Origin of the sequence: Bradyrhizobium sp. 215_C5_N1_1 (assembly GCF_052075935.1) — a bacterium.
In the GTDB taxonomy this organism is placed as follows: Bacteria; Pseudomonadota; Alphaproteobacteria; order Rhizobiales; family Xanthobacteraceae; genus Bradyrhizobium; species Bradyrhizobium barranii.
In genome coordinates, this window is record NZ_CP197228.1 from 5,868,979 (window position 1) to 5,882,490 (window position 13,512).

Below are 13,512 nucleotides of genomic sequence, written 5' to 3' on the forward strand. Positions count from 1 at the left end.
GTGATCAAATGGCGACTGAAAAGCGAACTGTGCTTCTGGTAGGTGGTGCTGGTTACGTGGGCTCAGTGATCACGGGCCATCTTCTGAGAAAGGGTTGGCACGTCCGTTGCTTGGATCAGCTCATCTACAAGAACGAGAGCTGTGCCTGGCCTTATCTGAGCGTTCCGCAATACGAGTTCATGCAAGGCGATATTCGCGATCCCCGTTTCGCCAATCAAGCATTGAAGGGTGTGGATGACGTCGTTATCCTCGCCGGGCTCGTCGGCGATCCGATCACGAGCAAGTACCCCGATGAAAGTCACGCCATCAATCGCAATGGCGTCGCGTCCTTCATCGACGCGATGCAACACCATCCGGTCGATCGGCTCATCTTCGTGTCCACCTGCTCGAACTATGGGCTAGTGGAAGTAGACACGGCCGTCGACGAGAATTACCCGCTCGCACCACTCTCCCTCTACGCCAAGCACAAGGTGGAGATGGAGCAGAAGATCCTGGGTCTCAAGGGAAAGGCTGGATTCCATCCAACGGTTCTCCGCTTTGCGACGGCCTTTGGTCTTTCCTCGCGAATGCGCTTCGATCTCACGGTGAACGAATTTGTGCGTGAACTGCACCTGGGAAAAGAACTGCTGGTATTCGATCCCAACACCTGGCGTCCTTACTGCCATGTTCGTGATTTTGCCCGCGCGATCGAGGAAGTGCTCCGCGCGCCCACCAGCAAGGTCGCCTTCGAAGTCTTCAATGTGGGCTGCGAGGAAAACAACTTCACCAAGCTGATGGTCGTTGAGGAGATCATGCGGCACATTCCGCGATCGAAGGTGACCTATCAGGAGCGCGGCGCCGATCCCCGGAATTACCGCGTGAACTTCGACAAGATCCGTCGGGTATTGAATTTCACGCCCGAGATCAGCGTTCAGCAAGGGATCAGCGAAATCCTCGCTGCCTTGAGCCAGGGCCTGTTCGACCACGTCGAGGAGCAGAGGCACTTCTTCGGAAACTACGAGATCTTCCTTCCGACCGCCCTCATCCCGGATTTGAAGAGAGCCGGCTGAAGGATCCGATATCGGTGTCCCTAAATCGCGAGCGGCGAAGGCTCGGTTACATCGGGAGTTCGTCCATGAAGTGCAAGAAGCAAGGCAGACCCTCTTCCACCCTCCTGCTGGGCTCATGCGCGGCAGTTCTGTTTTTCGCGACAAGCGGGCTATCCCTTGCCGCGCCATACAAGCTGGGACCGGGTGATACCATCGAGATTTCGATCGGTGGCCTCCCCGATCAACGCAACCGCACGCAGATCCAGATCGACGGCACCATCCCGCTTCCGGGAGGGGGGACGGTTGAAGTTGCCGGCCTGACCCCCGCGCAGATGCAGAACCGCATCGAGACGCTGCTGCAGGCACGGATACTGCGTCAACGCCTGACCGACGGACGCGACCAGGCATTCGTGGTCAAGCCCGGCGACGTCATAGCAAGCGTCGTTGAATATCGGCCGGTCTATGTTTCCGGCGATGTGCTCACGCCCGGACAGCAGACGTATCGGGCTTCAATGACCGTGCGCCAGGCCGTGGCAGTGGCCGGCGGCTTCAGCCTGTTGCGGTCGCGTGGCATGCAGCCCGGCGCCACCGACCCTGCGGATCTTGTGCGGGACTACCAGTCCCTCGCCACCGAATACACCAAGGAATACTTCCATATCGTCCGAACCGGCGCGGAGCTTGATGGCCGCGACACGTTCGACGCCACGCCTCCAAGCGACATTTCGCTGCCCGCGGGTGTGATCGGTTCGGTCGTTCAAGCCGAGAAGGACTCTCTGAAGACCTCACAAAGCGACTACCGCACGGAACAACGCTTCCTGGACGACGCCGTAAAGCAAACGGACGCGCAGTTCGCTACGCTCAAGAAGCAACAGGAAGGTGAAGAGAAGGGCGTGCAGGCCGACGAAGAGGAGCTCGAACGGGTCATGAAGGCGTTCGGCTCCGGATTGCTTGCAAGTCCTCGTGTCAGCGAAAGCCGGCGCGCCCTGCTGCTATCGTCGACCCGACGCCTGCAGACGAGCGTCGAACTCATGCGGCTCCAGCGCCAGCGTGAGGACTTCCTGCGGCAAGCGGGACGTGTCACCAGCCAGCGCACGATCAATCTGCTCAGGGAGCAGAAAGACTCGAACGTTCGATTGGCGGACTTGCGCGTGAGAATGCAGGCGCTCAGCCAGAAACTGCAGCCCATCGGCGGCTCGGGTGCCATCCCCGTCAATTCAGGCGAGCTCAATCCCGACGTGGTCGTCGTGCGGCGGCTCGGTCAACAGTGGGACAGGATAACCGCATCCGTCGACTTCGACGTGGAGCCAGGCGATGTGATCGAAGTCACATTGCGCCCTGCGCCGGCCTTCTCGAACTGAGCACGAACAGAGGTACTCCCTTAAGAGTAAGCAGGGCGCTCCTTCCGGAGTAGCTTCCGCATACCTCCATGGCTGCTCCCGCGAGGCTTAAACCCGCCTTGCTACCCCTTCAACCCGCGTTGCTACCTCTTCGTTGATCACAACCGGGTCGATGCCCGGAAGATCGGCAACTTTCACCCCCTCCGACGGCCGCGGGGTTACCCCCCATTCAACGTTGCCAGGCGTGGCAGAAGTTGGGAATCTTTGTGGCACGTTCACTCCATCGGGTCAGCGCGGCCGGGGGAATAAAATGTTGAACTTAAGCCAAGCATTGCCAAGGTCTACCATTGCTCTACAGCGTCATTCTTCTGAATCGATATTCAATATTTCCAGTCCCGTTTCATCTGCTCACTCTGACGCCCAGAACCCCAAGCAGGACGGCTTGCGCGGGGTGCTCGCGCGGATCGGCTGCGGACAGGTCTTGCTCAGACGCGGCAAGGTTATCGAGCTCAGTCCGGCCGGCCGTGCAATATTGGAACGCGAAGCGCGCGTGGATGCGAGCCACGAAACGCTCTATGGCGCCGTCAAGCAACTGGTCCACCGCGCCGGCGCACAGTTTCCGGCAGGCTCGACTTCCTGGTTGGCGACATCCACCAAGGAAGGATTTACCGCGCTGATCAACCAGGTCGCGAATGCGTGGTCCGACGAGACCATCGCATTGATCCTGCTGGATCTCGACGCGCATCCGGAGCCTTCGCCGCGGACGCTGCAGCGATTGTTTGGATTCACCGCTGCCGAAACCCAGCTTGCTCTCGAGTTGGCGCGAGGCAACAACCTGATCGACATTGCTCGTTCGCGACGATTGAGTCGAACGACAGTACGCTCCCAGTTGGCTTCCCTGTTTGTCAAAACACAGACACGCCGGCAAGCAGACCTGATCGCGTTGTTGGGCCGCCTCGCCGTCCTGCCCTAGCGTGGACGCGGAATACGGTGTCGCGTTGTCTCGACTGGTCGGAGATCGACGTGCTTCGCGGCGCGTTCAGCAAACATGCACTCGCGCCGCGTCGTCTTTTCAGCCCTGTTCGAGCACGTCCGCCAACCGCTCACTTCCGCTGTCATGCGAATGAATGAAGACAGGCCGCGGCCACGTCCTAACCTGATCCTGTCAAACTTTCGCCGGGAAAACCGGGGGCCTCCGCAAAGATTAACATCTTGGCGGAATTGCTTAAAGGGCTGGAAGGAACCAACATGGCGCTGCACTTGCTTTGCGTAGGAGGCGAGGATCACGCTTTGCGTATCCCGTTCCTGGCGGCTCTGCAGAACCGCGGCCTGCGCGTGAGCGCGGCCGGCACTGGTGCAGCATCTGCATTCGCGAAGACCGGAATCCCGTATCATCAATATCAGTTCGACAGATTTGGCGTCGGCTTTGCCGATCGCGCGGCCATGGGTCAACTGGCGCGGCTCGTGAAGAGCGCTCGGCCCGACGTGATCCAGACGTTTGATACCAAGCCCAACCTGTTTGCGCCGCTGGCGCTTCGCGGCTCCGTACCGGTTGTGCGCACGATCAACGGAATGGGATGGGTATTCTCATCGACAGAACTGAGAGCCTTGGCCTTCCGCCCCGTCTATCTGGCGATGCAACGCCTGGCTGCTTGCTGGACCGCAGCAACGGTTTTCCAGAACAAGGCCGACAGCAGCTTCTTTCAACGACACCGCCTGCTTGGAAAGAGCTCATCTGTCATCATCGGAAGCTCGGGGATCGATGTCGGCGCTTTCGAAGCGGCGCAAGCGCGAACGGCCTCGCCTGCCGCGCTGCGCGCCGAACTCGGGCTCGACGATGCCGAGATTGTCCTGACAGTAAGCCGATTGACTGTCCAAAAAGGAATCACAACGCTCCTCGAAGCGGCAAAGCTCGTGCATGAGGTCCGCCCGAATGTCCGCTTTCTGCTCGTCGGTCCGCGCGAAAGCGAGGGCCCGTTCGCCGTAGGTCAGGAGCTGATCGAGGCGCACGCACCATATGTGATTGCGACCGGCGCCAGATCGGATATTCCCGCGCTTCTGGGTATCGCCGACCTCTTTGCCTTTCCGACCGAATATCGTGAAGGCATTCCCCGTGTTCTTTTGGAAGCCGGATTGGCTGGCGTGCCAATCGTCGCCTCCCGCATGCCGGGGTGCGACGACGTTGTCCGCGAGGACTGGAACGGCAAACTTGTAGCGCCGCGCGACCCGCGCGCGCTCGCCGCCTCAATTCTCGACCTTCTTCAGGATTCCGCGCGTGCCAAGACGATGGGTCAACGCTCGATCAACGTGGTGCGCAAGGAGTTCGACCTCAACGTCGTCGCCGATCGCTATGCCGAGCTTTACACGCAGCTGCTTTCCCGCAGCTATTCCAGTGGCTGGCGGGCTGCGGCGCACAGCAGCAGTGAAGTACAATGATCGGCAGTGCCCTTCTTGCGCTTGGCCTCGTACTTGGGACAGCCTCGCAGCTGCGTCTTCCCAGCTTCCCCCTGGGCATCGGGGAAGCCTGCCTCGTCCTCTGGCTCGGTCTCGCATCCCTGCATCTCTTGGTCAGCTCAAGAATTTACAACCCCCAAGCCCTGCTCTGGCTCGTTGCATTCTGGGGCTGCTTTGTCTTGATTCAGAGTTTCGGGGGCTTCCTTGCATTGCTGCGCCCGGAGATCGTCGACCCAGAGCTCGTCGTGCACGACATCTTCGCATATCTCCTCGTGGCGGCCCTCACTTGCCTGGTTGCTGCAACGTTGAGACCCGAGGATACCCTACGCCAATCGCTGTGGTTCCTGATCGGATTTTGGATCCTCGCCGTGGCGGTGCAACTTGCATTGGGCTGGGGCTACCTCAGCATCTCGTCGGTCGATCCATGGTATTGGGACCGGTTCCGCGGGTGGTCGGAGAATCCAAACCAGCTTGCAATCTACTGTGCGGTTTTGACACCACTCTCGCTTCACATGGCTCTGACGGCCAAGCGGTTTGGCCGGATCGTCGCGGTGTTTAGCTGCATCGTAACATTCGTCGTCGGCCGGCTGACGAAGAGCGATACCTTTCTTATCTCGATGTCGCTGTCGATACCGCTGCTCGTTGCGCTACGCTTGCGAAGCTGGCTGACATCCCCCGAACATCGATGGAACCTGCGTTTCGCAGCTGCAGCGATCGTCGTTGTCGCCATAATTCCCCTTTCGCTCTCACTGCTCCCCTACGGGGTGGCAACGGCGAATGATGTCGAGGGGCTGGCCGCCGGCATGATGAAGGATCGTGGCGGTGAGGCAACGAAGGCAACCGCCAATCTGCGGCTAAGTCTCTGGCAAGACGCCTTGCATGCCGGACTGGAATCCGGGTCGGTTGGCCTTGGGCCCGGGCCGCATCTGGAGAAGCCAACCGGAATCACGGACAAGGGCGTAGCACTCCCGGTGGAAGCTCACAGCACCCTCCTGGACGTGTTCACCCAAGGTGGACTGCCTGGCGTGATCGCCATTGTCAGCCTGCTTGTCGGCACGTTTGCGCTCCTGCTTCGCGCACGGCTCGACGCCTTGGCTGTCCTGATCTTTGCACTCGCCGTCTTCAGCATCAGCCATTTCATTCTGCGGCACCCGACCGTGTGGTTTGCCGTCACGCTGGGCCTCATCCTGGGCTCGGATCGGCGCTCATTGGCGCATGCGCGAGTTGGAAGTTAAGCAATGTGTGGAATTACAGGAATACTTCAGACGCCGCATGCTTGTCGATCCGCCGACCTGGCGGCGATCGGGCCGATGACGGCTCGCCTGCGCCACCGCGGTCCTGATGCGGACGGGTTCTGGAGCGATCGTGACGCCGGCATTGCGTTCGGGCATCGCAGGCTGTCCATCATCGATCTCTCGGATGCGGGCCGGCAGCCAATGCTTTCGAGCGACGGCCGCTTCGTCATTACGTTCAACGGCGAGATCTACAACTACAAGCCATTGCGGCAAGAGCTCGAGTGCGCAGGCAGGCGTTTCATCGGCAATAGCGATACAGAAGTCTTGCTGGGCCTGATCGAGAAATGGGGCCTGGAGAAGGCCCTCCAGCGCTGCAATGGTATGTTCGCAATCGGCCTGTGGGATCGCAGGAACCGCACGCTGCATCTGGCCCGCGATCGAATGGGGAAAAAGCCGCTCTACGTCGCGCGGACGTCTAGTGCGGTGGTGTTCGCGTCGGAGTTGAAGGCCATCGCGGCATTCCCCGACTTTCACCAGGAGATCGACCCGGGCGCGGTTGCGGAGTTTCTATCGCGCGGATGGTTGCCGGAAGACCAGTGCATATGGCGAGGCGTCTTCAAGATTCCACCCGGGGGCGCCCTATCGATCCGTGCCGAGGACCTCTCGGTCTGCCGGGATGCCGCAGCTCTACAAGAACGCGCACGCTCCTGGTGGTCGTTGGCCGATGTCGCGCACACGGGCCGCGCAGCGCTGGCCACCGCGGATGACCAGCAGCTCGTCTCCCAGGCTTGCGATCTCCTCAAGGCCGCGGTTGCCGACCGAATGGTTGCCGACGTTCCGGTCGGGCTGTTCCTGTCGGGCGGAATAGACAGTTCGACCGTCGTGGCCCTGATGCAGGCCCAATCGGCGCGCCCGGTACGGACCTTTACGATCGGATTCGGTGAGCGCGCCTTTGATGAAACGGCTAACGCTGCGGCCGTGGCGCGGCACCTCGGCACCAGCCATACCGAGCTACGTCTCACCTCCGCGGACGCCAGAGCGGTCATCCCCGAACTTCCAACCATCTGGGACGAGCCGTTTGCCGATGAATCGCAGATCCCGACACTGCTTCTATCTCGACTTGCACGGCAGGACGTCACCGTTGCGCTTTCGGGCGACGGAGGTGACGAGTGCTTCGGAGGGTATTCCAGGCACGTACTTTCCGCCCGTTTAGCGCCTCTGCTGAACTCCAACCGATCGATCCGGACCATGGCCGCGAGCGGTGTGGCGCTGCTCGGGCGCGGCATGCGCGAAAGCGTCGTCGAAACACTTCGTCTTCCAGGTTGGTTGCAGAGGATGACACACGGCGACCGGATCAACCGCCTGGCAGATCTTATCGGCAGCAACGACGTCGGCGAGATGTACCGTCGGTCGACGCGGCTCTCCGAACTGCAGTTGACGCGGACCCAGGCAGGCTCGGAGCCGGACACGATCCCGCCGCTCAACGATCTGCTGTCTGATTTTATCGTTCGAGATATGCTTGGATATCTCCCGAGCGATATTCTCGTGAAGCTCGATCGCGCGAGCATGGCCACGAGCCTGGAGGCTCGCTGCCCGCTTCTGGATCATCGCGTTGTCGAGTTCAGCTGGGCGCTGCCGAATTCGGCGAAGGTGCGTCATGGCCAGGGAAAATGGCTCCTGCGCCAGGTCCTTGGCCGTTACCTGCCGCGCCACCTCTTCGAGCGACCGAAACAGGGCTTTGACGTGCCGATCGGCTCCTGGCTGAAGGGACCGCTTCGTTCGTGGGCGTCGGACCTCCTTTCGGAGTCGCGCCTTCGCAACCAGCATCTTCTGGACGTTTCCCGCGTGCAGGAGTGCTGGCTTCAACATCTTAGCGGTCGCCGCGATTTCTCACGACCGCTGTGGGCTGTCTTGATGCTGCAGTCCTGGCTCGACTCAGCAGTTACCTCCGGGCCTTCGCGAACAGCAGGCGTGATGGAACCGGCGCAATAAGGAGCAGGCGATGGAAGCGTTCACAAATAAACGGATTCTGCCGGTGACTGTCCTGACCCAGGGTCGGTCAAAGGGCGACGAGTCACCTCCCGATGACGCCATCGCGGCATTCAAGCATGTCTTCGAGAGCATCAGGCGATACAAGCTCTTCATCGTCAAAATGATCGGCGCGGGCGCGCTGCTCGCGGTGCTCGGTAGTATTTTCATGTCGCCCACCTATCTCGCAACGGCACAGCTTGTCGTGAGCGCTCGAAGCGGAGCGGCCGACAATGCCGGTGCATCCGGAAATTCCGCGCCGACTGGCGGTTCGGACGACCCGACGATCGATACGCACGTAACGGTCATGTCATCCGATGCGTATCTGCGGCGGCTCCTGCCGGCACTGAGGATGCTCGACAACCCGGCCAACGAGAACGGTTCGGTGCTCCGCACTGCCTTGTCAAAGATAAAGGGGTTCCTCTCCTTCCGGAAAGACCCGAGCGACGGCGCGGCGGTGGCAGCATTGAAAGGGCGCCTGAAGGTCAGCCAGGAGCGCCGGTCCAGAGTTATCAGCGTAATTGCCAGCGACCCCAATCCACAACGGGCCGCAGACGTCGCAAACCTGGTCACCCGATCCTACGCTGACGAGCTTGTCCGGCAAAAGCGGGCTGTGGAGCTCCAGGCTCTGGACGCCATCGCAGCACAATCGGCGAATGTTCAGCGCGAACTTTCGACGGCGAAGGCGGAATGGGACGCCAGTCACTCAGGTCAGATCTCGTCATCACCGGCAGCCGCACAGGCCGCCGCCGCGTTGGAGTGGAAAATAACCACGCTGGCGCAGCAATATGAAACACTGATACGAAAGCGGCAGGATCTCACCACGAAGGGCGTGGTCGCCGAGCCAGACGTGACCGTCATCGCGGACGCCTCACCACCCGACTTTCCGAGCTCGTTGAACCCGTTCCTCCTTGTTCCACCGATCACGATTATCTTCGCGCTCCTGGCATGTCTCGTCGCGATCATCCTGAAGCACTTCGATCGAAGTCTGCACACCGAGGCGGAAGCTGCAGAGGCATTGGACATCCCGTGCGTCGGGTTGATCCCCTCGATCCCGCCGGAGCTGAGCATCTCGCCGCAGCGGTTCGTAGAGCAATCGGCTGTCTCGCATAACAGGGCCGTTCGCTCGACCGTCGTATCCCTCATGGCCGCCGATCCGGTCTCGCCACAGACGCCGCATGTCATCCTGGTGACATCCAGCTTGCACGGTGAAGGCAAGAGCGCGATCGCCTGGAGTTTCGGCTTTTGTGCGGCGCAACTCGGACAGCGCGTTCTGTTCCTGGATTTCTCTCAATTGCCCCGGCGCGTCGGCGGTGAGGCTGCAGATCTGTTCAAGCTGTTGGCGCACGACGGAGCGGCCGCCAAGGCCGTCCAGCACATCCCGGAGCTCGGACTCGACTACATATCGTCAAGATTGTCCGAGGGCAGTCGCCTGGGGCCGTTGGCGGGTCCGAAAGTCGCCTCGCTGTTCGAGCACTTCAGGAACACCTACGATCTCGTCGTCATCAACGCACCATCGCTGGATGATGCGCCGGAAGTGCGCCTCCTCGCCTCCTGGGCGGATCACGTTCTGCTTGCCGTCCGCGCCGGAAGTACGAGCCGCGACGTCGTGCGAAGCACTTTGACCCGGTTTGCCGGGACGTCGGATCTCGATTCTCGTGTCAAGCTCTGGTGTGTCCTGACGCACGGAGTACCGTCCGAGCTCGCGCCCTCGGATCTGGAGCCGTCATCAACATCGACTTTGATGCATTACTATCGCCGCTTCAAAACAACGGCGGTACGGTGGACAAGCATCGAACCTGCAATCAATGTTTCCGACCACGCTGCATCTGGCCTGAGACCACGGCAATGATCCCGAGGCGGCCTGGGTTAATCGCCCGGGTCTTTCGATATGGCAGCCAGCCGATCGACCAGACGGTGGCTGCGAAACCGGCATCCTTCGTTTGAAGTATGCGTACCCAGGCCTGATTAAGTACGTTGGGAAAGCAAAATGACGGGTACGGTGATGCGGCTTCAGATATCTGGCGATCCGTCGGGTGATCCATGCGCCGCCCTTGACGCGCACCTGCCCTCGACCGTTCAGCAAGCTCCAGCGACGCTGAACTGGCTGAGCCCCGTGGGGGTCCCTCTCGATCTGAACGGTCCAGTCGATCGATCATTCGATCCCCTGGAAGCCGGCTTTGCCTGCGTCCCCGCCATCGAACACCTGATTGCGGTGACGGCGAAGTTCGCCGACAGGGTCGCAATCAGCGACGGCAATCACAGCTTCACGTACGCGCAGCTGTTGTCCCGCGTCTTGACCTTGGCCCAGGCGATCAGCGCGCTGATCCCGGAGCAGGAAGCCGTCGGATGGCTATTGCGCAGCTCGGCCTGGCAGCCGATCGCTATGCTGGCCTGCATGGCGGCCGGACGAGTCCTCGTCCCACTCAATCCCCGCGATCCAGTTCAGCGGCTCACGGCTATCGCCGCGGCCGCCCGGATTTCCGTGCTGATCGGGCAAGACGGCGACAGCTCCGCCGGGTGGATCCAACAGCACGGCCTGCGCTGGCTCGACGTCGCCGGCGCCAGCGACCCTTCCGCGGCAACTTCAACACTCCCCCAGGTTTCGGTCGATGCGCCTGCCGTAGTGCTCTATACCTCCGGCAGCACCGGAACTCCGAAGGGGGTCGTCAACAGCCAACGCAACCTGCTCCAGCGCGTCCAGCAATATGTGGACGCCTGCCACATAGGTGCGGCAGACGTCTTCATGCCTCTGAGCGGCCCCACCACGATCGCCGGTTGCCGAGAGATGCTGTCGGCTTTGTTGACGGGGGCGAAACTGCACATCGTCGACGTCGAGGCGCTCGGATTGCGCGGCGTTCTTCGCCAGATCACCACGCAACAGGTGACGATTACATACGTTGTACCAGCCCTGGTGCGTGCACTGATCAACGCAAGCCGGTCAGGCGATCTCGACTCGCTTCGCATGATCCGCATCGGCGGGGAGAAGGTCCTGTGGACCGATATCGCGCTCGTTCGGCGAGCGATACCACCCGGTTGCTTCATCCAGGTCAGCTATCTGTCGACGGAAACCACCGGCACCCAGTGGTTTCTTCCCAAGCAATGGCGAGAGGACGGCGTCAGCGTTCCTGTTGGCTACCTGCTTCCCGGCATATCGTACGCCGTGGTCGACGAAAGCGGGAAGCCCGTCCCGCACGGTGAAGTCGGCGAACTGGTGATCAAGAGCAGGTACGTCATGCTCGGATACTGGGAAGACGGTCGGCTTTCTCCGGCATCGCCCTCCCCGGATGACCCAAAGTCTCGCATCTATCAGACCGGCGACCTCGTCACCGTGGATACACACGGACTGATGCGGATCGTTGGACGGAAGGGACGCCAGCTCAAGATCAATGGCCAGCGTGTCGAGCCGGCCGAGCTCGAGAGTGCGTTGCGCAAGCTCACCTATGTGAAGGACGCTGTCGCCGTCGTGACGGATGCGAACGAGCTGGTCCTGTTTGCATCGCCGGCCGATCCACAGAAAGCGCACTTCCGGACCGACGTTCGCAACAGCATCCGGCAGACTGTTCCTGCGGCTTTGCATCCGACCAGGCTGCACGAGATACCGGAGATGCCGCGCCTTCCAGGAGGTAAGATCGATCACGCCAAGCTGAAACTGCTCGATCTCGAGAGCAAAACGACCTCGCCCGCGCCCGTGCCGACGATGCAAGGAATGGCCGAGGCCAACAGGATCGTGCAGCAGGTGTGGAGCAGCATCCTCGGCGTGCCGGAAGCTGCCGGACGCTGGGATGAGGCCGGCGGTGATTCCCTAAAGCTCCTGCGCTGCGTCATGGATATCGAAGACCTCATCGGCCGCGAAGTCAGCATGGAAGCGTTCACGGTCGATATGAGCGCTGAAGACATGATCCGGGCTATCGCGACGGTGGAGCCACCGGTGCGGCAGCGTCTAAACGACCAGATTCTCCCAGGTCTTGTCATACTGCCCGGCTCCATGGGGTATGGCCCGAGCATGGCCGCATTTGGCGCTCAGCTCGGCAAGGTGGCGCGGGTGATTCCGATTCGCTATCCAGATCTGAGCTGGAGCCTCGCGGGACGCGATTCCGTGCAGGAGATGGCCGCGATGGCCGTCGAACAGATCAATGCGGTCCAACCACGCGGCGACGTCCGAATGATCGGCTATTCCCTGGGCGGCGGCGTCGCCTTCGAAGTCGCAAGCCGGTTGATCGAACAAGGTCGTGCCGTCAAATTCCTGGGCATCCTCGACACCAATGTCGGCCCTCGCAGAGCAAATCACCGAGAAGCCCTCTCTCGCACGCTACAGCGGATTCGATCCCATCGAGTGACGATCTACCGCATGTTCTGTCGCTCGGTGGCGAAGTTCGCCGCTCGCTTGGGCCAGGAGGCTCGATTCTGCAGGCTCATCGACACCATTACATGGCCTCGCCTGGCAAATACGCGCTTCATGCTCAAGCTCGAGCTCGAGGAGATTCTCCGGATGCGCGCGTTCGGACGCTGGGTCGAGGATGCCAAGCCTCGTCTAGCCATCAAGGGGACTGTCTTTGCCTGTCATCGGCCTGGCGTGACGCCGCGCCTCGGATGGGACTCCCTGTTTGAAGAACTGGACGTGATTCCGATCGCCGGCGGACATCTTGATCTGGTGGTCGAGCCCCACCTCTCGATCAATCGACCCGTCATCGAGCGCGCGATCGGGGCGTCCTGCTCCTGATCCACAACACAATGCTTTTTGGGGGGCCGGTCCTGCCCACCACAGGCCAGCACGGAGAGATCACGCGGGTTCGGCTCAAACCTGGCTCGAACCCGCTGTCTCGCGCTTGGGAGTGTCGCGTACGATCATCAGGGCCGCAGGTAGCTCCAGCCTTGCTCCTGAAGCTCCATCAGGCGAACAACCCCGGATTTGGTGACCTTCGCCTGCGTGATGAGAGGCACTTCTTTGCCCTCATTCTTGGTCATGTTCTCTCGTGTATTTCCGCAGGCCGAGAACGTAAGCTCGGGCGTTGTCTCACTCATCATTTTGATGCGCCCCTTCACAGGCGAGGTATCGTCTCGCAGCATGTGCAGTCCTGGCCCGTATGCGACGACTTCGACTTCGACTTTTTGACTGAGGTCGCCGTAGTGCTGAACGACGTTGTTGACGTTGTTGAGAGCGAGATTCATGACGGCCGGATCGTTGACGTCGACATGGATGACAAGTCGATGCGGCGGCTGCTTCCGAGGTGTCGCAACACCCATCTTGGCATTTGCGTTCCTGGCGGCAGTGCCGGGATTCTTGGTGGAGAGGGTGGTTTGCGCAGAACCGCGGGTTTCGATGCCGCTAATGAGAACCAGTCCGACAGCCGCCACGCCGGCAAAAATGGCAAATGATCTGCTCATGACTGTGCTTCCTGCGTGTGTGACGAAGCGTGCACGTCGCAA

Annotated in this window: 9 protein-coding genes; 8 read left to right on the forward strand and 1 reads right to left on the reverse strand. The window is 61.0% G+C overall.

Features of this window, described 5'->3' with window-relative positions:
- Positions 1-8 precede the first annotated feature (8 nt).
- The 8 genes from AB7G19_RS28430 to AB7G19_RS28465 all read left to right on the forward strand — a co-directional run bounded on the left by AB7G19_RS28430 (position 9) and on the right by AB7G19_RS28465 (position 12,805).
- Positions 9-1,049: an NAD-dependent epimerase/dehydratase family protein gene (locus tag AB7G19_RS28430; RefSeq protein ID WP_063984323.1), complete on the forward strand. Its 1,041-nt coding sequence runs from the start codon at positions 9-11 to the stop codon at positions 1,047-1,049.
- Positions 1,050-1,114: 65 nt separating this feature from the next.
- Positions 1,115-2,386, forward strand: a complete 1,272-nt coding sequence (locus tag AB7G19_RS28435) for a polysaccharide biosynthesis/export family protein (protein WP_085401006.1) — start codon at positions 1,115-1,117, stop codon at positions 2,384-2,386.
- A gap of 289 nt (positions 2,387-2,675) precedes the next feature.
- On the forward strand, positions 2,676-3,338 hold the full coding sequence (locus tag AB7G19_RS28440; protein WP_144030703.1) for a helix-turn-helix transcriptional regulator: 663 nt from the start codon (positions 2,676-2,678) through the stop codon (positions 3,336-3,338).
- A 239-nt stretch (positions 3,339-3,577) separates the two neighbouring features.
- Positions 3,578-4,801, forward strand: a complete 1,224-nt coding sequence (locus tag AB7G19_RS28445; RefSeq protein ID WP_441268514.1) for a glycosyltransferase — start codon at positions 3,578-3,580, stop codon at positions 4,799-4,801.
- A complete protein-coding gene (locus tag AB7G19_RS28450) occupies positions 4,798-6,054 on the forward strand; it encodes an O-antigen ligase family protein (protein ID WP_441268515.1) in 1,257 nt (418 codons plus the stop codon). Before AB7G19_RS28445 ends, AB7G19_RS28450 begins: the two co-directional genes overlap by 4 nt.
- A 3-nt stretch (positions 6,055-6,057) precedes the next feature.
- Complete coding sequence (asnB, locus tag AB7G19_RS28455) at positions 6,058-8,046, forward strand: asparagine synthase (glutamine-hydrolyzing) (RefSeq protein WP_441268516.1); 1,989 nt, start codon at positions 6,058-6,060, stop codon at positions 8,044-8,046.
- A 10-nt stretch (positions 8,047-8,056) separates the two neighbouring features.
- Positions 8,057-9,934: a hypothetical protein gene (locus AB7G19_RS28460; protein WP_441268517.1), complete on the forward strand. Its 1,878-nt coding sequence runs from the start codon at positions 8,057-8,059 to the stop codon at positions 9,932-9,934.
- Positions 9,935-10,072: 138 nt separating this feature from the next.
- Positions 10,073-12,805, forward strand: coding sequence for an AMP-binding protein (locus AB7G19_RS28465; RefSeq protein WP_441268518.1), 2,733 nt, complete (start codon positions 10,073-10,075; stop codon positions 12,803-12,805).
- A gap of 128 nt (positions 12,806-12,933) precedes the next feature.
- Here the strand turns inward: AB7G19_RS28465 and AB7G19_RS28470 are convergent, their stop codons facing one another.
- Positions 12,934-13,470 carry a DsrE family protein gene (locus tag AB7G19_RS28470; protein ID WP_441268519.1) on the reverse strand — a complete coding sequence of 179 codons (537 nt, stop codon included), beginning with the start codon at positions 13,468-13,470 and terminating at the stop codon, positions 12,934-12,936.
- Positions 13,471-13,512 lie beyond the last annotated feature (42 nt).